The organism is Mesorhizobium sp. B2-4-19, assembly GCF_006441315.1.
Lineage (GTDB): Bacteria > Pseudomonadota > Alphaproteobacteria > Rhizobiales > Rhizobiaceae > Mesorhizobium.
In genome coordinates, this window is sequence record NZ_VFUV01000001.1 from 592,227 (window position 1) to 612,861 (window position 20,635).

The following is a 20,635-nucleotide window of genomic DNA, read 5'->3' on the forward strand; positions in this document are numbered from 1 at the left end:
GTCAGGAGTAGAAAAAATGCTCGACCAATCCAACGAACTCAACGCCTGGGATCGCGACCACTTCTTCCATCCCTCGACGCATATGGGCACGCACGCGCGCGGTGAATCGCCGACCCGCATCATGGCCGGCGGTGAAGGCGTCACCGTCTGGGACAACAATGGCAGGAAGAGCATCGATGCCTTTGCCGGCCTCTATTGCGTCAATGTCGGCTATGGCCGCCAGAAGATCGCCGACGCCATCGCCACCCAGGCGAAGAACCTCGCCTACTATCATGCCTATGTCGGCCACGGCACCGAAGCCTCGATCACGTTGGCCAAGATGATCATCGACCGCGCGCCGAAGGGCATGTCGAGGGTCTATTTCGGCCTCTCCGGCTCGGACGCCAACGAAACCAACATCAAGCTCATCTGGTACTACAACAATGTGCTCGGCCGGCCGGAGAAGAAGAAGATCATCTCGCGTTGGCGCGGCTATCACGGCTCGGGCGTGATGACGGGATCGCTGACCGGGCTGGAGCTCTTCCACAACGCCTTCGACCTGCCGCGCGCGCCGGTGCTGCACACCGAAGCGCCCTATTATTTCCGCCGCGCCGACCGCTCGATGAGCGAGGAGCAGTTCTCGCAGCACTGCGCCGACAAGCTCGAGGAGATGATCCTTGCCGAAGGTCCCGAAACCGTCGCCGCCTTTATCGGCGAGCCAATCCTCGGCACCGGCGGCATCGTGCCCCCGCCCGCCGGCTACTGGGAGAAGATCCAGGCGGTGCTGAAGAAGTATGATGTGCTGCTGGTCGCCGACGAAGTGGTGACCGGCTTTGGCCGGCTGGGCACCATGTTCGGCTCCGATCATTACGGCATCAAGCCGGACCTGATCACCATCGCCAAGGGCCTGACCTCGGCCTATGCGCCGCTGTCGGGCGTCATCGTCGCCGACGGAGTGTGGAAGGTGCTGGTCGACGGGTCCGACAAGCTCGGCTCGCTCGGCCATGGCTGGACCTATTCGGCGCACCCGATCTGCGTTGCCGCCGGTGTCGCCAATCTCGAACTGATCGACGAGATGGATCTGGTGACGAATGCCGGCGAGACCGGTGCCTATTTCCGTGCCGAGCTCGCCAAGGCCGTCGGCGGCCACAGACACGTTGGCGACGTGCGCGGCGACGGCATGCTGGCGGCGGTCGAGTTCGTCGCCGACAAGGACGACCGGGTGTTCTTCGACGCTTCGCAGAAGATCGGGCCGCAAGTGGCGACGGCGTTGGCCGCCAGCGGCGTTATCGGCCGCGCCATGCCGCAGGGCGACATTCTGGGCTTCGCGCCGCCGCTCTGCCTGACGCGCGAGGAGGCCGACGTCGTCGTCTCGAAGACGGCGGATGCGGTGAAAAGCGTGTTCGCCAACCTTTGAGATCGACGATGAATGCCATGATCAGAACCGTTCCCGCCACCATGGCCGCCGTGCTGCTCACCGGGCACGGCGGACCGGAAAAGCTCGTCTACCGCACCGATGTGAAAGTACCCTCGCCCGCACCGGGTGAAGTGTTGGTCAAGGTCAGCGCTTGCGGGATGAACAACACCGACGTCTGGGTGCGCCAGGGTGCCTATGGTACGGAGGAGGATGCCGGCGCCGTGTCGACCTGGCGGCGCCAGGGCAACACGCTTGTTTTCCCGCGCATCCAGGGCACCGACACGGTTGGCACCATCGTTGCCGTCGGCGACGGCGTTTCGCCGGACCGTATCGGTGAGCGGGTGATGGTCGATTTCTCCATCTACAACCGCGACGACGATTCACTGGCCGACATCGACTATATGGGCCATGGCCGCGACGGCGGTTACGCCGAGTACCAGACCGTGCCGGCGCAGAATGCGCATGTCGTCGACACGGATATGAGCGACGTCGAACTCGCCACCTTCTGTTGCGCCTACCTGACCGGCGAACAGATGCTGGAGCGCGCTGGCTTGAAGGTCGGCGAACGCGTGCTTATCACCGGTGCCTCGGGCGGCGTCGGCTCCGGCATCGTGCAATTGGCGCGGGCGCGCGGCGCCATTCCCTACGCCGTCGTCGGCAATGGCAAGGAACAGGCGGTGCTCGACATCGGCGCCGAGGCTGTCATCACCCGCGGCGTCGCCGATCTGCCGCGGGCCGTGGCTGAAGTGACCGGCGGCCAGCCGATCGATGTGGTGGCCGATCTTGTCGGCGGCGCGATCTTCAACGACCTTCTGCGTATTCTGCGGCCCGAAGGCCGCTACACCACGGCCGGCGCGATCGCCGGGCCGGTCGTGCAGCTCGATCTCAGGACCATGTATCTCAAGCAATTGCAGCTGCATGGCTCGAGCCAGGGCACGCGGGCGGATTTCCGCCGGATCGTCGGCTACATCGAGGCGAAAAAGATCCGGCCACTGGTCGGCGGCGTCTACCGGCTCTCCGATTTTCACCGCGCACAGGCCGACTTCGTCGCCAAGGATTTCGTCGGCAAGCTGGTGGTGGTACCTGATGCCGTCGCGGAGCGGCCGGCGTAGTTCCTGGCCCCTCGCTCTAGCCACCTTCTGTCGCTGTCCCAATGGGAATGGCTTGCAGTCGTGTCTGCGAGCCGTCACAAACGGCGGCGCCCGTAGTCATGCTGGTCCGGGCATCTGGTCGCGGGATACGGGGCGAGACATGACAGGCCGAATGATATTGCTGGATGCCAAGCCGCTCGGCGTGGCCGACGTCGCCGAGATCGCACGCCGCAACGCCCGACTGATGCTGGGCGAGGAGGCGATGCGCCGCATCCGGGCGAGCCGCGCGCTGATCGAGCATCTGACCGGGCTTGGCAGGCCGATGTACGGCGTCACCACGGGCCTGGGCGCCTGTGTCGACACGCCGCTCGCGCAGGCGGACCTGATCGCCTTCCAGCACAGCGTGCCGCTCAGCCACAGCATGGGCATCGGACCGGCGCTGCCCACCGAGGCGGTGCGGGCACTGATGACCGCGCGCATCTCGGGCATGGCCGCCGGTGGCACCGGCACGTCCGAGCGCGTGGTCATGGGCCTTGTCGCGGCGCTCAATGCCGGCGTCCATCCGGTGATCCCGACCTGGGGCTCGATCGGCGCGGCCGACCTTGCCCATCTCGGCCATATGGCGAGGTCGCTGCGCGGCGATGGCGAGGCGGAATTCCAGGGCAGGATCATGCCCTCCGCCGAGGCGCTTGCCTTGGCCGGGCTCGGGCCGCTGGACCTGCGCGAGAAGGACGGCCACGCCATCATCGTCGCCAACAGCCTGTCGACCGGAACGGCGTGCCTGTGCCTCGAAGACGTCGCCCATCTCATCGACTGGGCACTGGCCGCCGTGGCGCTCAACTACGAGGCGTTTCGCTCCTCCCTCACCGCGATCGATGAGCAAGCGCTGGCCGCACGGCCGGCCTTCGGCCAGCGCGAGATCGGCGCGCGGTTGCGCGCGGAGCTGGCGGGAAGCGGCTTGTGGAAGGACAGGGCGGCGCGGCGCCTGCAGGATCCGCTCAGCTATCGGTGCGTGCCACAGGTCTGGGGCGGCCTGCTCAATGCGTTCGAACAGGCGCGGCTGGCTACCGAGATCGAACTGACCCATTCGGGCGACAACCCAGTGATCCTGGCCGACGGCGGTCGGGTGATTTCCAACGGCAATTTCGACCTGACGGCAATGACGCTCGCCTGGGAGCAGCTCGGCCAGGCACTGGCGCATTGCGCGGTTGGCACCGCCAACCGCAGCATGAAGCTGATGTCGCCGACAACAGCCGAACTGCCGCGTTTCCTGTCGGCGAGAGGCGGCAGCCGTCAGGGCTATGCGGAACTGCAGAAGCCCTTGTCCGCGCTGGAAGCCGAAATCCGGCACCTGGCCAACCCGATGTCCCTCAGCCCGCTCGCCGTTTCGGACGGCATCGAGGACCAGTCGTCGATGGCGCCGCGTGTGGTGGCCAAGACGGCGGAGATCATCGAGCGCATGCGCTATCTCGTGGCGATGGAGCTGATCTTCGCGGCGACGGGCGTGGAGTTGCGCGGTGTCGTCGACAGCATGGGCGAAGGGCCGCAGCGCACCTTCGCCGCCGTGCGTGCGCTCGTCAGCCCGCTCGACGACGACCGCGAGATGAGCACCGACATGACGCGGGTGGCGCGGATGGTGGCGGGTCCGCGCCACTGAGCCGACGTTCTCATCCGACAGCTCCCGTTTTAGATCCGCTGCGGCAGGTAGAGCCTATTGGTAAGGGCCTCTGAGGTTCAGGCTCTCAGCCAGGAGACAGAAGCGGTTGATCAGCCGGACGAGCTCCTCGCCCTGCTCGACGACGATTTTGTTGCGCTCTGCGGGCGGCGCGTCCGACAGAACCTTCCACAGCCGGCTTTGCCGATCACAGATATCCGCCAGTTCGGAGCAGTCGCTGGCAGTCAATTTCAAAAAATGATCCGCCGTCACCGGTCCGATGCCTGGGGGCGTTGTCGCCCCAAGCGAGAGATAACCCGGCGGCACCGTGCCTTTGGCATTGGTCACCGACTTGCGGCAGAAGACGTCGAACAGCTGGTCGACGGCCTGTTTGGCGCCGGCAACGCGTGACGGATGGTCCGTATCGGCTGCGGCGTGCGGCAGAAGTTCAAGTTTTTCGCCGTGCCTCTCGACGAGGTCGAGATAAGGCAGCATCGGGCCGGAAAGACGTCCGGTTGAGGCATCCCTGAACAGATCGGCATCGATGGCGGCGTGGCGCACCTGCCCCGCGTCCAGCGCCTCGCCAAGCGCCACAACGTCGACAAGCTCGCCGCGATCGTAGTTGACCAGCACAGCGCCCTTGTTCATGCGGCTCAGAACATCGGCGCCGATGAGCCCGGCATTGGCGTAGCGGCCGGTCTGCGTATCCTGCTTGCCCAGGCCGACATGAACGCTGAGCACATCGGCACCCTCAGCCACGTCGGCGAGGTCCGCCGCGAAGGCAAAGCCCTCGGCTTCTACCCAGTCGCGGTGCCGCGGCCTTGCATGGATCACCACGCGCATGCCGAAGGCACGGGCGAGCTTGGCCACTTCCCTGCCGATATTGCCGTAGCCGATGATCGCGATCGTCTTGCCTTCGAGTTTTTCGGTCGGGAAAGCACTCAGTTCCCTGCCGGTGTCGAAATCGCCGCGTGCCACCCGGTCGTGAAGCGTGTCTACCGGGAGATCCGGCAGCACTTTCAGGATCGCCTTCATCACCATCTGTGCGGTGGCGCGGCTGTTGATGCCGGGCGTGTTCATCAGCACCGCGGTGCCGCCCTCGCCGCTGCCGCCGCCCCAGGAGCGAGAACCCATATTGCCGGTGCCGGCGCCGATCCGCACGCCGGCCAGCGCAAAGACGGTTTCGGCAGGGAGGAAGGTCGCTGCGGCGATGACGGCGTCATAGCGGCCATCGCCGGCGGCTTCGATCAGCTCCTCGCGGGTGCTGAGGTCCGGCTGGTAGAAGAAATGCACCCGGCCCCGCTCGAGGCCCGCTTTGTCGCCAAGCGCGGACAGGTGGAAGCGCCCGCCCTTGGCTTCGATATGGGCGCGCACTTCGCCGGGATCAGGCTTGCCGTCAGGTCCGAAGCGCAGGCCGACCAGATCGCAGATCAGCACGGCGTAGGCGCTTTGCGGATCGATCGGCTCCAAGGCCTGGGTATTGGTGTTTGCGGTCACGTCGTTTCCCCATGCAAGAACGGAAAGGTAGCCGGTATGGCAGCGCGCTCTAAGTAACCAGAACCTATCCGCCCGGAAGGGCGTCAGATCGATTGTCGGCGGCAAACCGGCGGCAAGTTGCGACACGATCTTGCCGGTAACGGCGCCACCGACGAGGCCTTGATGACCATGGCCGAAGGCATGGATGACGTTCTTGGCCCGTGACGCCCGCTGGCCCGATCTACAAGCTGGGTCCCAGCTTGATCGGGCTGCCGTCGCTGAAGCGGGATTGACGGAACCTGTGAAGATCATGTCCGATCTCGTTTCCCTGGACGAGGTCGGACACGACGCGGCCGATTCCGGGTCCGATGCCGAAGCCGTGACCGCTCATCCCGGTGGCGATGACGAGACCCGGAATTTCGGCGGCACGATCAACGACCGGCACGACATCCGGCATCGCATCGATCATGCCCGCCCAGCTCGCCTTGATCGGCACCGTCTTGAACTGCGGGAAAAGTGCCGAGAATTCGCGCTCGATATCGCGCAATGCCGAAGCTTTGGGGGCGGGATTGAGGATGCGCATCCGTTCGAACGGGCTTGCCTCGTCCGCGTTCCACCTGCGTGGGGTCGACCAGCCGTCCGGATAGCCGCGCGGCGCCGCCGGCAGGTAGGAGGTGCCAAAAGGATTCGCCATCAGAGCGGGAACGTATTTGGTCGCATGACGAAAGGCGTCAGGCCCGACATAAAGCTGACTGGTGCCTCCCGATGCCAGCGTATAGCCGCCATCCTGCCGGCGCCGGAATGCGATATGGTCGTCGGCGACGGCGCCCGAATGGATTTCGGGCATGGGTCCGGTCGCGGCGACGGTCGCCCGGACGCTGAGCTGCGGGATGGAGACGCCGTGCGCGCGCAGGAAGAGCGACGTCCACGCACCGCTCGCGACGACCGCGCTCGAGGTAGCGATACGGCCCTGCTCGGTCCAGACCCCGCTGACGCGTCCAGCCGATATGTCGAGCATGCGCGCCGCACAATTCTCGATGATGGTGACGCCCTCCCGGGCGGCCAAGCGGGCAAGCGCTGAAACCGCGACCCAGGGCTCGGCGCGCATGTCCGATGGGGTGGTCATCGCACCCTTGAAAGAGCGCGACATGGTCGGGATCAGCTTGGCCGTCTCACCCTGGTCGAGGAGACGCGTGTCGACGCCGTGTATCTGAGCGATCTTCAGGAACTTCGCGAAGCCGGCCATCTCCCTGTCGGTTCGCGCGAGGTAGGTAACGCCCGTCTGCTTCAATCCGATGTCCTCGCCGCATTCCTCGGCCAGTTGCCGCCAGAGGCGTTGCGCTTCGATGACAACAGGCAGTTCGTCGGCGTCGCGGCCCTGCTGCCGGATCCAGCCCCAGTTCCGCGACGACTGCTCGCCGGCGATGCGGCCCTTTTCCAGCAATGTCACCGAAATGTTGCGCCGCGCCAGGAACAAAGCCGTGGTCACGCCGATGACGCCGCCGCCGATGACCACAACCTCCGAAGCCTTCGGCAACGGTGGTTGAAACTGGATCGGCATCGCTTCGGTGAAGGGAAAACTTGTCAAGGAAGACTGCCCTCTTGCTTTTCACGGCGGCGTCGGCCCCAGCTGCTTCCGTGCCGGCGCCGCGTGACAGAACTGATAGTCGGTCAAGGCTGGGTCGAGCTGGAGAATCTGCGCGTCAATGCAATGAATTGTTTATGCCAGCGAACGTCGCCTCGACACCCCTCACAGGAACTTTGGCGGCAAAGCCCCAAGCGCCCGGCGACGACCGACGGCAGCACCGTCTGTCAGGCACAGCGCGATGCCGCCATTGGCCCCTTGAAGGGTCAAGTCGGACACGCGTAACATCGCGTCATCAGAACTGAGTCTGCTTCATGCGTCCGGGCTAATGTCCGGATTGGACTGGATATTTTCCTTGCCTACGGATGCAACCAGCGGCGCGGCGAAGCGCGGCAAATCGTTTGCCCATGTGGCGGAAGCCTCCTGGGGCAAGGGGCTCAGCACCTTGCTGCGCATCGTGCGCATGACGCTGCGCCATCCCTGGCAGGTCGCCATCACCCTCGTCTCGACCTTCATCGCCGCGACGCTGCAGCTTTTCATCCCGCGCCTGCTGGGACGCGCCATCGACCAGGCGCAAGGCGTGATGGCCGCGGGTGCCGGCACTGTCGCGGAACAGGCGCTGTGGCACACAGCGCTGACGCTGCTCGTCGTCAGCATTCTGCGCGGTCTCTTCACCATGGCGCAGAACTATTATGGCGAGGCCGTCGGCCATCAGACCGGCTATGAATTGCGGCTCGCCTTTTATGAAAAGATCCAGCGCCTGAGCTTCTCCTTCCACGACAAGGTCCATACCGGGGACCTGATCACGCTCGGTCTGCTCGATCTCGACGGCGTGCGCATGTTCTTTTCCACCGGCATCCTGCGCGTGGTGCTGCTCGGCGTGCTGATCGGCGTCGGCGCCTATCTCCTGATCAGCACCGACCTCGTGCTCGGGCTGCTCAGCCTCAGCTTCGTGCCTTTCGTCGCCTGGCGATCCTCGGTGACCCAGCTCAGATTGCGCAGCACCTGGCTGACGCTGCAGGAACGGCTGTCGGTGCTGAGCCGGGTGATGGATGAGAATCTTGGCGGCATCCGTGTCGTGCGCGCCTTCGCGGCGCAGCGCCATGAGCTCGCCAAATTCGACCGCGCCAAGCAGGACGCGCTGGAGCTGGCCACTCAGCGCGTCGACATCCGCGTCTTCAACACCAGCGCCATGAACTTTTCCTTCCTGGCCGCCATGGGGCTGGTGCTGTGGTTCGGCGGCCAGAAGGTGATCGCGGGCCAGATCAGCGTCGGTACGCTGGCGCAGTTCCTCACCTTCATGACCATCCTGCAGATGCCGGTGCGCCAGCTCGGCCTGATGGTCAACTCGTTCGCGCGCGCCTCGACCTGCGGCACACGGCTGTTCGAACTGCTCGACACCGAACTCGACATCGAGGATGCGCCCGACGCCAGGGAGCTCGTCATCACCGAGGGCGTGCTGCGCTTCGACAATGTCGGCTTCCGCTATGAAGGCGCGGGCGATCGCCCGACGCTGTCCGGCATCTCTTTCGAGGCCAGGTCGGGCGAGACGATAGGGATTGTCGGACCGCCCGGCAGCGGCAAGTCGACCATCGCGCATCTGATCCCGCGCTTCTACGACGTCACCTCGGGCGCGATCACCATCGACGGCCAGGACATAAGCAAGGTCACGCTGCAATCGCTGCGCAAGGCGGTCGGCGTGGTGCAGCAGGACGCCTTCCTGTTCACCACCTCGATCGAGAACAACATCGCCTATGGCAACCCCTGGGCGCGCGAGACCCGCATCGGGCAGGCCGCCGAATATGCGCAGTTGCACAACTACATTATCGGGCTTCCGGCCGGCTATACCACGGTCGTCGGCGAACGTGGCGCGTCGCTTTCCGGCGGCCAGCGCCAGCGCCTGACCATTGCGCGCAGCCTGATGCTGCGGCCATCGGTTCTGGTCTTCGACGATTCCACCGCGGCAATCGATGCCGGCACCGAGCAGCGTATCCGCGCGGCGATGATGCGCTTCGCCAAGGATCGCGTGACGCTGATCATCTCGCACCGGCTGAGTTCACTGATGCATGCCGACCATATCCTGTTCGTCGAGGGCGGCCGCATCGTCGAGCGCGGCACGCATGAGGAACTGCTGGCGCTGGGCGGGCGCTACCGCGCGCTTTACGACCTGCAGCTGCGGCCGGACGACGATCGGCTCGAGGGAGCCGCATGATGTCGACGCAGGACGACGACGAGAAGGACGACAAAAGCGGCCGGCCGACCAAGGCCGTCGTCGGCTCGCATCGCGACGAGGAAGAGGTTTTCGGCAAGGCTTATGATCCGCGCATCGTCAGGCGCATCTGGAGCTTCGTCAGACCCTATCAGGGCCGGATCTTCATCTCGGTGGCGGCGGTGCTGGTGTTCACGCTGACGCAGCTGGCGATCCCGCTGATCATCCGCTATGCCATCGACCACGGCATGGCCCCGGGCAGGTTCGACCGCTCGGTGATGATCTCCGCGATCCTCACCTTCACCGTGATCATCCTGATCAACTATGCCGCCAGCCATGTGCAGGAAAGCGTCGTCGGCAAGGTGGCCGAGAATGTGCTGTCCGACCTGCGCCGCGCCATGTTCAGCCATCTGCAGCGCGTGTCGCTGAGTTTCATGGACAAGACCGAGGTCGGCCGGCTGATGTCGCGCCTGCAGGGCGACGTCAATTCGATGCAGGAATTCCTCGAAACGTCCGTCATGTCGGTGGGCGACATCGTGCTGCTGTTCGGCATCGTCACCGTCCTTTTGTGGCTCGATTTCCGGCTCGGACTGCTGACGCTGTCGACCATGCCGATGCTGTTCATCGTGCGGCTGTTCTGGCTGCCGCGCGCCAAGGTCGCCTTCATGGCGGCGCACGAAACCAATTCCATCGCCAATGGGGCACTCGCCGAAGGCATCCATGGCGTGCGCACCGTGCAGAGCCTGGAACGCCAGCACGTCAATTTCGACCTCTATGACGAGAAGGTGCTGGCCAACCTCAACGCCCATCTGCGGTCGGCGAAATATGCGCAGGTGATGGTGCCAATCGTCGACACGCTGACCGGCATCGCCATGGCGACGGTCATTGTCGTCGGCGGCTCGATGGTGCTGTCGCACAGCCTCGATGTCGGCGTGATGGTAGCGTTCCTGTTCTACATCCAGCGCTTCTTCGACCCGATCCGTTCGCTTACCATGCAGTACAGCGTCATGCAGCGCGCCATGGCCTCCGGCCAGCGCATCTCCGAAGTGCTCGACGTGCCGGTGGATGTCAGCGACAAGGACAATGCGGTGGCCTTGTCGCGCGATACGGACGGCTCGGTCGAGTTCAGGAACGTCACCTTCGGCTACCGGCCGAACCAGCCGGTGCTGAAGAACATCTCCTTCCGCGTCAACCCGGGCGAGACGGTAGCCCTTGTCGGCCCGACGGGATCGGGCAAGTCGAGTTCGATGGCGCTGGTGCACCGCTTCTACGATGTCTGGTCGGGGCAAGTCCTGGTCGGCGGTCACGATGTGCGTGACCTGACGCAGGATTCGCTCGGCGACCAGGTGGCCATGGTGCTGCAGGAGCCGTTCCTGTTCTCCGGCACGGTGCTGGAGAACATCCGCTACCACAAGACCGGCGCAACCCGCGAGGAAGTGGTGCGCGCCGCACAGGCCGTCGGCGCGCACGACTTCATCGAACAGTTGCCCGCCGGCTACGACACCGAACTCGAACAGCGCGGCGGCAACCTTTCGCTCGGCCAGCGCCAGCTCATCAGTTTCGCGCGAGCGCTGGTGGCTGACGCCAAGATCCTGGTGCTCGACGAGGCCACGGCCAGCATCGATTCCTACACCGAGATGCTGATCCAGAAGGCGCTGATCAAACTGCTGGAGGGCCGCACCGGGCTGGTCATCGCCCATCGGCTCGCCACCATACGCGGCGCCGACCGCATCATCGTCCTGCAGAATGGCGAGATCGTCGAAAGTGGCAACCACGAACAGCTGATGCAGAGGAAGGGCCTCTACGCCCGCCTCTACAACATGAACTACGCTTCGTTCGACGACATTGCGGAAGGCGAGTTGGAACTGGACGCCGCGGTCGGCAAGGCGACGTGAACGGCGCCTGCAAGTGGCCGCAATCGTCTACGCCATTTCGGGGCGTCTTGATGCCTCGCGGATTGCCTTGTGCACGCCGCGCTGCAGATCCATGAAGGCCGGGGTCTCCATCACCTCTTCCCGGCGCGGCCGCTCGATGTCGACGTTGAAGGTCTGCATGATGCGTCCCGGCCCGATCCCCATGACGACGATGCGGTCCGACAGATAGACCGCCTCCTCGACATCATGCGTGACGAAGAGAACGGTCAGCCTGTGTTCCTCCCAGATCTGGGTCAGCAGTTCCTGCATCTGGTGCCGGGTCAAGGCATCGAGCGCGCCGAACGGTTCATCCATCAACAGCATCTTCGGCCGATAGGACAGTGCGCGCGCAATGGCGACTCGCTGCTTCATGCCGCCCGACAGTTCGGACGGATAGCGGTCGGCGCTTTGTGAAAGCTTGACGAGGTCGAGATGCTCGAGCGCGATCTCGCGGCAGGCCGTGCGATCGTAGCCGGCGGCCTTGAGGGCGAACTCGATGTTCTGCCGCGCCGTCAGCCAGGGCAGCAGCGTGTAGGACTGGAAGACGACGCCGCGGTCGAGACCCGGCTGCAGGATCGGCGCGCCATCGATGCTGAGATCGCCGGCGTCGAAGTCCTGCAGTCCGGCAACGATCGACAGCAATGTGCTCTTGCCGCAGCCCGACGTGCCGACGAGCGAGACGAACTCATTGTCGGCAAGATCGAGGTTGATGTCGCGCAGCACTTCCGTGCGCCGCTCGCCAGTGCCGAAGCTCTTGTCGAGACCGGCGATGCGCAATTTGGGAACAGTCATCGGCGGTTCCTCATTGCGAATGGCCATCCTGCCGGAACAGAACCTTCTCCAGCGCCTTCATGACCTGGTCGGTGATGAGACCGAGCACGCCGAGGAGCAGGATGTAGCCGATGATGGTGTTGGTCTGGAAATAGCGCTGCGACACGGTGATGCGATAGCCCAAGCCGGATGTCGCCGCGACAAGTTCGGCCAGCACCAGCCAGGTCCATGCCCAGCCGAGGCTGATGCGAAGCGTATCCCAGATGCCCGGCAGGGCGCTGGGCACGACGATGCGCGTCAGGATCTTGCGGTCCGGCAGGCCGAGCGTGCGGCCAAGGCCGATGAAATCGGCAGGAACCCGTTTCACATTGTCCATGATCATCAGCACCTGCTGGAAGAAGGTGCCGATGAAGATGATCAGGAATTTCTGCGTATCGCCGGTACCGGCCCACAGGATGGAAAGCGGCACGAAAGCGACGACCGGCATGTAGCGGATGAAATCCACCAGCGGCTCGATACCAGCCTCCCAGGAGCGGAAGCTGCCGATCAGCACACCGATCGGTATGGACAATGCCGAAGCGATGAGGAAGCCGATGGAAATGCGATACGCCGAGGCCGTGAGGTCCAGCCACAGCGTGCCGTCAGCGGCGAGCTTGACGATCTGGGTCGCAACGCTGCCGGGCGACGGCAGGAAGATGGGCTTCACCCATTCCAGCCCGGTCGCCGCCCACCAGGCAAGGCCAAGCCCGACAAAGACGGCCACCGCGATCATCAGGAAACGCGACCTGGCGATGGGCGCGCCGATCCCGGAGGATCGGCGGCGCCTGGCCTGTTTCGTGGCCGCCTTTGGCGCGGCCGGGCCGGTTTTCGCGGGGGGATCCGCTGACATCTGCGCTACCACCGCGATCCGGCCTTTATCATTGCGCCGCCTTGACGAAGGACGGGTCGATCATCTGTTCCGGCGTCACGTCGGCCTGCAGCAGCTTGGCGTTCTTGGCGGCCGCTTCGACGTCGGCGAATGTCTTGGTGGTGAAATCGCCGGTCAGCGCCGCCTTGTTTTCGGCGAGCGAATAGTAGCGCACGCCATCGAAAGCGGTGTTCAGGTCCTTGACGTCGGAACCGACCGCCTTGGCTATGATGGCGCGGCCGCCGGGTGTGTCTGCATTGTAATCCTTGAGTGCGGCGTCCCAGCTCTTGATCATGGCCAACACCTGGCCGGGCCGCGACTTGATGACCTCGTCGCGCACCACCAGCACGTCGCTGATCAGGCCGGGATCCTCGCCGGCGGAAAACAGCAGCTTGACGTCCTTGTTCTGCGCCATGGCGACGGTGAGGTAGGGCTCGTAGGTGACCGCCACCGGCACGCGGCCGGCGATCAACGCGCCGCCGGCGTCGGAGGCGGGCATCGGAACCGGCTGAACGTCGGCGATCGACATGCCATTCTTGGCGAGCGCGTATTTGAGCAGGATGTCGCTGGTCGTGCCTTCCTCGAAAGCAACCTGCTTGCCCTTGAGGTCGGCGATGGAGGTGACGTCCTTGCCGGCGATGATGGCGTCGGCAGTCATCGAGACGTCGAGCAGCAGCACGATCTTCACCGGCAGGCCGGCGGCCACCATGCCCATCGCCGTGTGGGTCGCGATGTTGGCGGCGTCGAGTTGGCCGCTGGCCAAAGCGGCGTTGATGTCCTTGTCCTCGGCGAAATTGACGATCTGGACGTCCGACAGGCCGTTCGTCTTGAACAGGCCCTTGGCGTCGGCGACGTGCCATTGGCCGTAGCCGAGCCAGGGCTCGATGCCGATCTTGAACGGTCCGGCCTCGGGCGTCGCGGGAATGGTCGCGTCGGCCGCGTGGGCCACTGGCGCGCCGGCGAGCCCGATGGCGGCGGCCATCATGAGCGCGCGAAATTGTCCTGCTAGGTTACGCATCATCTCAAGTTCCCCTTGATGATCAGACCGCTTTTTTCCCAGGCATCCGGTCTGGTGAGACTGCGGGTTTCTGCTCTTGCGGCATTGTGCCTCGGCGTCTTGCCCACCACTTCGTGGTGAAGTGCAGGGATATTTCAGCGTCCGCGGGAGCAGATGTCAAGGCTAAAATACATACATGCATATACAAGTTGGCATGGCTCAATTTCCCCCATGGATCAGGCGCATCGGCTCGCGCTTTCAGGATCGATCAAGTCGAGGAAGTCGGTCACCCGATCGGCTCCGGCATCGGGCTCGCTGCCGACCATGACCGCGACTGAAAAGGCGATGAGGGAAGAGGCCGGCGTGTGGCTGCGTACGCCGGCGCGCAGGTTCATGACCAGGGTTGGCGACAGGAAAAGCCCTGAGCGCAGGACCGCCCGCCAATCCGCCGGCAGCATGCCGCGCCGCTTGAGCTCGAGCAGCAAGGGTCGCCACAAAGCAGTGGCCTTGACCTCCAGCAGGTCGCGGCGAACCGGGCTCAAATCCCAGTCCGTGTCGACATGGAAGAGGTCTCCGTCCAGCCGCGCCCGCGCGCGAAAAGCGTCCGTCGCGATGGCTGGATCGTAGAGCCAGAACGGATGGGCGAAGATGTTGTGGAAGGTTGCCTTCACCTCGGCCAGCAGTGTCGGGATGTGCGAGCCGGCAAAGGCAGGATCGAAGAAGGACAGCTCCGCCCTCCCCGCTTCTTCCGTGTACCAGACATTGGCATTGTGGGCGTCGCCATGCGCGACCACACCGCCGGCATCGGCCAGCCGCTCCGGCCGCAAGCGCGCCGCAGCAGCGTCGAAAAGCTCGCCGATGCTGCTGGTATACAGCTGGCCGTTGATGACGAATTTCAACCGGGAGAACCGATCCCAGCCAAGTTCCATGCCGGGAAAGACAAACGGCTTGCCAATATAGAAATCCGCCAGGCGACCGCCCGGCGATAAACGCGTATCGGCGTCGATCAGCCGCTCATGGAACAGCCGGTGGATCGGCTCGGCCGAGACCTCTGCGACAGTCACCGGATGCAGCGTATCGAGATAGACCTCGAGCAGCCTGGCGGACAGGTCGCGCTCGGCCAGAACCGCCTCGCGCCGCTTGCCGGCATCGTCCTTTCCATCCAGCGCAAACAGCACATCCGAAAATCTCGGATCCGTGCGGCGGCGATAGACAAGGATCTGCTCACCCGGCTGGGTGGACATATGGACAGGCTGGTCGACCGGGAGGCCGGCACGCGACAGGATCTCCGCCTGGTAGTATTCGCCGGTCATGCCTTCTTCGCGTTCCTCCTGGTGAAACTTGAAGAAATAGGCCTGGCCCTCGCTGTCGAAGAAGCCGTTCAACGAATTGAGGCTGTATTTGTCGACATTGATGCGGACATTGCTGGGGGTCATTGCGAACAGATCGCCCAGCAAGGTCGCCAGCGCGTGTTGCGCCTCGCCGACATCGAGTTGCGCGAGCGCGCGGATCCGCGCCGTGCGGCTGTGCATCATCGGTCGTCCCTTCCAGCCGATCCGTCCGCAGGGCGCGAAACAGCTCTTAACAGTACATGTACATACATCTGCGTCGCAGAGTTCGTGATCTGCATTGGCTTTCGGCGTCAGTTGGTCTTGGAGGGGCAATAGCGGCTGCCGAGCGAATAGCGGCTGCCGGCATAAGTCAGCTTGCTGATGGTGGCGACGATCGCGCCCGTCCATGTGCGGCGGTGCAGAAACAGGCAGCAGCTGCCGACATCGATATTGAGATGCCGCGCCGTCTCGGCGTCGGCCGGGATCGCCGAGATGATGTGCTCGACCTCGGTCACCGGGGTTTTCTGCATGAGGTAGTCGTAGGTCGCCGTCTTCGAAAAATCCTGCTTGTCGTAGTCGGGGATCAGGCTCGGATTGACGAAGCGCTCCTCCAGCTGCACCGGCAAATCGTTCTCGAAATTGACGACGACCGAGTGATAGATCGCGACGCGCTTTGGGAACTCGAAGGACAGTGCGAGTTCCTCCGTAGGCATGATGGTTTCCAGCACGAGAACTTCCGAGCGATGCCTGTTGCCGCGCTCGACAATCTCGGCAGCGATGTTGTTGATCTCGATCAGCGTCGATTGCGGACGGGGCGGCGCGATGAAGGTGCCGACACCTTGCAGCCGGATCAGGAAGCCCGCCGCGGTCAGTTCCCGCAAGGCCCGGTGGACTGTCATGCGCGAGACACCCAGCGAAACCACCAGCTCGTTCTCGGACGGCAGCTTGCGATCCTTGCCCCACCGGCCCGTACCGATGTTGGTCAGGATGTAGTCCTTCACCTTCTCGTAAAGGGGGCTCGCCGTATCGGGCAAATCGATCATTTCAAAATCCTTTCCGGCAATTTATCGGAAATCATGCCGGCTCAACAGGTTGCCGCATGCGGATGATTGTTTTCAAGCCGTCGCTTTGTCCCGCCAACAGCCGCTCATAAGTAGCCGGAATATCGTCGAGGCCGATCTCGCGATCGATCAGGGCGAGCAGCGGTTCGCTCAACTCACCCAGCATCCGCACGGCGTCGGGCAACTCGTCGGCGAAGGCATGGCACCCCAGCAGCGCGATCTCGCGTTCGACCAGAAGGTTGGGGTCGATGTCGAGGCGACCATGGAAGATGCCGACCATCGCCACAGCGCTGCCGGAATCGAGAACGCCGAGCAACTGGTTGAATGCGGCGATGCTGCCGGTCGCCTCGACGGACGCCAGCAAAGGGGCGTTGCCAGTCGCTGCGGCAATCGCATCGCGGTCAAGGTCGACGATTGTTGCGCCAGTCACCCGCGCCACGCGGGCGCAGCGGGCCTGGTTGCGGTCGGCGACAAGCACGGTGCCGGCAAAACTCCGCGACAGCAGCAGCGCGGCGAGACCGCCGATCGGCCCGCAGCCGACGACTAGCACCGAGCCCACCGTCTTGGGCAGGCGCCGTACCGCGTGCAGCGCCACCGCGAGCGGCTCGACCATCGCGGCGACCCGTTCGTCAAGTGCTGCATCGACTACATGCAGCAGTCGCGCGGGTAGAACAGCCTGTTCGGCGAAGCCGCCGTCGCAGACTTCGCCGACAAAGCCCAGCGAAGCGCAGAGATGGCGCCTGCCGGCACGGCATTGCGCGCATTCCCCGCACCAGAAGCGGGAATCGGCAACCACCCTGTCGCCGACGGCAACGGTGTCGACGCCCTCACCCAAAGCGGTCACCGTGCCGGTCAGTTCATGGCCGGCGGTCGAAGGCGAGCGGCTTATCCATTGGCCGGTACGGAAATTGTGCAGGTCCGAACCGCAGATGCCGGCGGCATCGACCCTGAGCTTCACCCAGCCGGCATCCGGGAAGCCGGGTTCGGCGATGTCCTCCACCCGCAGATCGCCCGATCCATAAAGCCGTGCCGCCTTCATCGCGATCGTCTCCGTTCAGCCGGCGAGGTAGCGGTCGCGGATCTCCGAGACCGCGTTTTCGTGCGAGCTGAAGCCCTCGTAGCGGGCGAGCCTGCGGGCATGCTTCGCCAATTCCGGATAGGCGGCGGAGGTGACGTAGCCGACAGACGAGCGCTTGACGAAATCGGTTACTGAGAGCGGCCCATAGGTGCGCGCCCAGCGGCTGGTCGGCAGCACGGCATTAGGCCCAAGGACGAAGTTGGCAAGGGTCACCGGCGTATGCGGGCCCATGAGGATCTCGGCCGCCTCGGTGATATGCCCGAGATGCGCGAACGGCTCGTTCGACAGGATTTCCAGATGTTCGGGCGCATAGTCGTTGATGAAGCGGTAGCTATCTTCCAGCGACGCGGTCAGCACGACGCCGCCGCGCTTGCCCGTCAGCACCGCGCGCGAGAACTCCACGCGCTGTTCGGTCATCCGCGACCAGTGTTGCGGGAGTGCGGCGAGCGCCGCCTCGGCGACCTTGCGGCTGTGCGTCACCAGATAGGCCGAAGAATCCGGTCCGTGCTCGGCCTCGATCAGCAGATCGAGCGCGGCAAGGCCGCCGTCGACGCTGTCATCGGCAAAGATGATGGCTTCCGACGGGCCGGCCGGAAGCCCGGTGTTAATGACCGAGGACAGGATGCTCTTCGCCGCCACCACCCATGGGCTGCCGGGACCGACGATCTTGAGCGCAGGCTTCACCGTCTCGGTGCCGTAGGCGACGGCGGCGACGGCATGGGCGCCGCCGCATTTGTAGACGGTGTGCACGCCGGCGAGGCGAGCCGCGACCAGGGTCGCCGCGTCCACCGAACCATCCGATGTCGGTGGCGTCACGATGGCGATCTGCGGTACGCCGGCAATGACCGCCGGAACCGATGTCATCATCGTCACCGACGGAAAGGCGCCCTTGCCGCGCGGCACGTAGAGCGCGACGGAGGCGATCGGCGTATAGCGGTCGCCGGCATAGGCGCCCGGCCGGACTTCCTTGAGCCACATCGTCTCCGGCTTCTGCTCCTCATGGAAACGCCTGATGTTGTCGATGCCGAAGCCGATGCTCTCCACGACATCCTTTTCGACCTTGTCGAAGGCCGCGTCGAACTCGGCTTCCGACACCTGCAGTCCGCCTTCGGCGACATTGGCCTTGTCGAGCTCCCTGGCGAACCGGATGAGGGCGGCGTCGCCCTCGTCCTTGACGGCCTGGATGATCGGGCGGACTTTTTCGACGAAGACCGACAGATCGGCCTCGGCGCGCTTCAGCAGGCTGGCCCGCTGGGCGGCGTCGAGCGATGACAGATCGTGGAAGCTGATGTCGGACATGGATATTCCTCTTTGTTGGAACGCAGCGCGCCGGCCGTTTGCGTTGCGCAAGACGTTGATTTCGAACCTTTAGCGCGCCGCCTCAAATCGATGCCAGGAAGCCGCCATCCACCGGAATGGACTGGCCGGTTATGTAGGCCGCCGCATCCGAGGCAAGGAAGACGGCAACGCCGTGCAGGTCGCCGAGATCGCCGAAACGCTGCTGCGGGATCTTGGCGAGCATGGACTGCTGCCATGCCTCGTTGCTGTAGAACACATCGGTCATCGCCGTCCGGAAGTAACCCGGGGCGATGGCGTTGACCCGGATGCCGAGACCCGCCCACTCCGCCGCCAGCGCCCTGGTCATGCCGAGCAGGCCCGACTTCGACGAGCCATAGGGCACTGCGGTGGGAATGCCGACTTCTGACGTCAGCGAGCAGAGATTGATGATGGCGCCGCCATGCCCGGCATCCCGCATCTGCAGTGCAGCCGCCTGGGCGCAGAAGAACGCCCCCTTGAGATTGGTGTCGACGATCCGGTCCCACAGCGCTTCGTCGACGTCGAGCGAGGGCCTGACCTCCTCCATTCCGGCATTGTTGACGAGGATGTCGAGACCGCCAAGCAGGCCCGCAGCCTCGGCGGTGGCGGTCCGGCAGCGGCCGACATCGATGACGTCGAGAGCGATGGCATGCGCAACCCCGCCGGCCGCACGGATCGCCGCCGTGGTCCCGTCGAGGGACGCCAGGCTCCGCGCGGTGACCGCGACGTCGGCGCCGGCAGCGCTCAACGCCTCGGCGATGCTGCGGCCGATTCCGCGGCTGGCGCCGGTGACAAGCGCTTTCCTGCCGGCGAGATCGAACAGAGAAGCATTGCGCATGTGATCCTCCTTGCCGGTGTCGAGCTTCCGTTCCCATAGCGAGACTACCAGATCAAGTTACATATACAAGCATATACAAACAGTTTCGGCTACGCTACTCCTAACAAATTCGCTACACCCGCGCGCCCGTCGGTGACCCGGCTCCCCTGGGAACGATGCAGCGAAACCCGGTTTTTGAGAACCCGGTCGATGATGGGGGTCCGGCAAGCACCTCATCGTCGAGAAGCCGCTCGCCTTCACGCCGCAAGAGGCGCGCCCGCTGGTCGAGCAGGCCGAACGAAGCGGCCTCGTCGCCCTTGTCGGTTACATGAAATTCTACGATCCCGGCTATGAGACCGGGCTGGAGCGCATTGCCGCCGTCGGGCGGCCGAAGTCGATCCATGTCCATGATTTCGCCGGCCGCTTCGACCGCTACGGCAAGCTCTACGCGCAGACCCGCATCGCCGACGTGCCGGCGGACGTGCTTTCGGCGGGACGCGATGCCGTCGCCAGGCGCGTCGAGGCGGCACTCGGGACCGATCATGCCGGCTATCGCGACCTCTATCTCTTGCTGCTAGGCCTCAGCAGCCACGACCTTGCCGTCATGCGCGGCGCCTTCGGCACGCCGGACCGCGTGGTCCACGCACAGCAGACCGGTCCGAACCAGTTGCTGGCCGTGCTCGACTATGGCGGCATCCCTTGCCTCTTCGACATGGCCCTTGCCCAGTATGAATGGTGGGACGAGTGGATCCACGTCCATGGCGAGCGCGACGAGGTGCGGATCGAATTCCAGAACCCTTATTTCCGCAATGCCTCGGCGACGGTCCACTTGCGCGAGGCGGCAGCCGAAACCGCGTCCGAGCGTATCATACCGGGTATCCCGGACACCTCGTTCCGCCGTGAATGGCAGCATTTCGCCGCCTGCATCCTGGCGGGGGCAAAGCCGCGCACGCCGCTTTCAGGCGGGCTTGCCGATCTTGATCTTGCGGTCCGGATCATCCAGGCGATGCCGCCGAAGAGGCTTTGAGACGC

16 protein-coding genes and 1 pseudogene are annotated in these 20,635 nt (G+C 64.5%); 7 read left to right on the forward strand and 10 right to left on the reverse strand.

The window, feature by feature from the left end; translation table 11 throughout:
* Positions 1–16 precede the first annotated feature (16 nt).
* From FJ546_RS02835 to hutH, 3 genes are all read left to right on the forward strand, one after another.
* The gene (locus FJ546_RS02835) at positions 17–1,396 is read left to right on the forward strand and encodes an aspartate aminotransferase family protein (RefSeq protein ID WP_140887894.1); all 1,380 of its coding nucleotides are present in this window, start codon (positions 17–19) and stop codon (positions 1,394–1,396) included.
* A gap of 8 nt (positions 1,397–1,404) precedes the next feature.
* Positions 1,405–2,508 (forward strand): alcohol dehydrogenase family protein, encoded by a 1,104-nt coding sequence (locus FJ546_RS02840; protein WP_140887896.1) that lies wholly within the window; start codon positions 1,405–1,407, stop codon positions 2,506–2,508.
* A 139-nt stretch (positions 2,509–2,647) separates the two neighbouring features.
* Positions 2,648–4,144: a histidine ammonia-lyase gene (gene hutH, locus FJ546_RS02845; protein ID WP_140887897.1), complete on the forward strand. Its 1,497-nt coding sequence runs from the start codon at positions 2,648–2,650 to the stop codon at positions 4,142–4,144.
* 54 nt (positions 4,145–4,198) lie between these two features.
* Here hutH and FJ546_RS02850 read toward each other — a convergent pair whose 3' ends face one another.
* Both FJ546_RS02850 and FJ546_RS02855 read right to left on the reverse strand, forming a co-directional pair.
* Positions 4,199–5,638 carry a 2-hydroxyacid dehydrogenase gene (locus FJ546_RS02850; protein ID WP_140887899.1) on the reverse strand — a complete coding sequence of 480 codons (1,440 nt, stop codon included), beginning with the start codon at positions 5,636–5,638 and terminating at the stop codon, positions 4,199–4,201.
* Between the two features lie 220 nt (positions 5,639–5,858).
* Positions 5,859–7,205 (reverse strand): FAD-binding oxidoreductase, encoded by a 1,347-nt coding sequence (locus FJ546_RS02855; protein ID WP_140887901.1) that lies wholly within the window; start codon positions 7,203–7,205, stop codon positions 5,859–5,861.
* A 352-nt stretch (positions 7,206–7,557) separates the two neighbouring features.
* On the opposite strand from FJ546_RS02855, the gene FJ546_RS02860 reads away from it, so the two are divergent.
* Positions 7,558–9,414 (forward strand): ABC transporter ATP-binding protein, encoded by a 1,857-nt coding sequence (locus tag FJ546_RS02860; RefSeq protein ID WP_140887903.1) that lies wholly within the window; start codon positions 7,558–7,560, stop codon positions 9,412–9,414.
* On the forward strand, positions 9,414–11,306 hold the full coding sequence (locus FJ546_RS02865; protein WP_140887905.1) for an ABC transporter ATP-binding protein: 1,893 nt from the start codon (positions 9,414–9,416) through the stop codon (positions 11,304–11,306). Before FJ546_RS02860 ends, FJ546_RS02865 begins: the two co-directional genes overlap by 1 nt.
* 27 nt (positions 11,307–11,333) lie before the next feature.
* Here the strand turns inward: FJ546_RS02865 and FJ546_RS02870 are convergent, their stop codons facing one another.
* The 8 genes from FJ546_RS02870 to FJ546_RS02905 all read right to left on the reverse strand — a co-directional run bounded on the left by FJ546_RS02870 (position 11,334) and on the right by FJ546_RS02905 (position 19,624).
* On the reverse strand, positions 11,334–12,116 hold the full coding sequence (locus FJ546_RS02870; RefSeq protein WP_027045736.1) for an ABC transporter ATP-binding protein: 783 nt from the start codon (positions 12,114–12,116) through the stop codon (positions 11,334–11,336).
* A gap of 10 nt (positions 12,117–12,126) precedes the next feature.
* The gene (locus FJ546_RS02875; protein ID WP_348641953.1) at positions 12,127–12,867 is read right to left on the reverse strand and encodes an ABC transporter permease; all 741 of its coding nucleotides are present in this window, start codon (positions 12,865–12,867) and stop codon (positions 12,127–12,129) included.
* 145 nt (positions 12,868–13,012) lie between these two features.
* On the reverse strand, positions 13,013–14,020 hold the full coding sequence (locus tag FJ546_RS02880; protein WP_140888061.1) for an ABC transporter substrate-binding protein: 1,008 nt from the start codon (positions 14,018–14,020) through the stop codon (positions 13,013–13,015).
* A 215-nt stretch (positions 14,021–14,235) separates the two neighbouring features.
* Entirely contained in the window at positions 14,236–15,534 is a 1,299-nt protein-coding gene (locus FJ546_RS02885; protein ID WP_140887908.1) for a hypothetical protein, read from the reverse strand.
* Positions 15,535–15,641: 107 nt separating this feature from the next.
* On the reverse strand, positions 15,642–16,373 hold the full coding sequence (gene hutC / locus FJ546_RS02890; RefSeq protein ID WP_140887909.1) for a histidine utilization repressor: 732 nt from the start codon (positions 16,371–16,373) through the stop codon (positions 15,642–15,644).
* Between the two features lie 31 nt (positions 16,374–16,404).
* Positions 16,405–17,430: an alcohol dehydrogenase catalytic domain-containing protein gene (locus FJ546_RS02895; RefSeq protein ID WP_140887911.1), complete on the reverse strand. Its 1,026-nt coding sequence runs from the start codon at positions 17,428–17,430 to the stop codon at positions 16,405–16,407.
* Between the two features lie 15 nt (positions 17,431–17,445).
* Positions 17,446–18,768, reverse strand: coding sequence for a histidinol dehydrogenase (gene hisD, locus FJ546_RS02900; RefSeq protein WP_140887913.1), 1,323 nt, complete (start codon positions 18,766–18,768; stop codon positions 17,446–17,448).
* Positions 18,769–18,850: 82 nt separating this feature from the next.
* Entirely contained in the window at positions 18,851–19,624 is a 774-nt protein-coding gene (locus tag FJ546_RS02905) for a glucose 1-dehydrogenase (protein WP_140887914.1), read from the reverse strand.
* 214 nt (positions 19,625–19,838) lie between these two features.
* On the opposite strand from FJ546_RS02905, the pseudogene FJ546_RS31880 reads away from it, so the two are divergent.
* A pseudogene (locus FJ546_RS31880) lies at positions 19,839–19,919 on the forward strand (hypothetical protein); the annotation flags it as partial.
* 12 nt (positions 19,920–19,931) lie between these two features.
* Positions 19,932–20,630, forward strand: coding sequence for a hypothetical protein (locus FJ546_RS02910; protein ID WP_246686718.1), 699 nt, complete (start codon positions 19,932–19,934; stop codon positions 20,628–20,630).
* Positions 20,631–20,635 lie beyond the last annotated feature (5 nt).

Excerpts from the sequence above, each read along its gene's own strand:
- FJ546_RS02835 (WP_140887894.1), top strand. The coding sequence starts at position 17 with ATGCTCGACCAATCCAACGAACTCAACGCCTGGGATCGCGACCACTTC.
- FJ546_RS02840 (WP_140887896.1), top strand. The coding sequence starts at position 1,405 with ATGAATGCCATGATCAGAACCGTTCCCGCCACCATGGCCGCCGTGCTG.
- hutH (WP_140887897.1), top strand. The coding sequence starts at position 2,648 with ATGACAGGCCGAATGATATTGCTGGATGCCAAGCCGCTCGGCGTGGCC.
- FJ546_RS02865 (WP_140887905.1), top strand. The coding sequence starts at position 9,414 with ATGTCGACGCAGGACGACGACGAGAAGGACGACAAAAGCGGCCGGCCG.
- FJ546_RS02870 (WP_027045736.1), bottom strand. The coding sequence starts at position 12,116 with ATGACTGTTCCCAAATTGCGCATCGCCGGTCTCGACAAGAGCTTCGGC.
- FJ546_RS02875 (WP_348641953.1), bottom strand. The coding sequence starts at position 12,867 with ATGATCGCGGTGGCCGTCTTTGTCGGGCTTGGCCTTGCCTGGTGGGCG.
- FJ546_RS02880 (WP_140888061.1), bottom strand. The coding sequence starts at position 14,020 with ATGCGTAACCTAGCAGGACAATTTCGCGCGCTCATGATGGCCGCCGCC.
- FJ546_RS02885 (WP_140887908.1), bottom strand. The coding sequence starts at position 15,534 with ATGATGCACAGCCGCACGGCGCGGATCCGCGCGCTCGCGCAACTCGAT.
- hutC (WP_140887909.1), bottom strand. The coding sequence starts at position 16,373 with ATGATCGATTTGCCCGATACGGCGAGCCCCCTTTACGAGAAGGTGAAG.
- FJ546_RS02895 (WP_140887911.1), bottom strand. The coding sequence starts at position 17,430 with ATGAAGGCGGCACGGCTTTATGGATCGGGCGATCTGCGGGTGGAGGAC.
- hisD (WP_140887913.1), bottom strand. The coding sequence starts at position 18,768 with ATGTCCGACATCAGCTTCCACGATCTGTCATCGCTCGACGCCGCCCAG.
- FJ546_RS02905 (WP_140887914.1), bottom strand. The coding sequence starts at position 19,624 with ATGCGCAATGCTTCTCTGTTCGATCTCGCCGGCAGGAAAGCGCTTGTC.
- FJ546_RS02910 (WP_246686718.1), top strand. The coding sequence starts at position 19,932 with ATGAAATTCTACGATCCCGGCTATGAGACCGGGCTGGAGCGCATTGCC.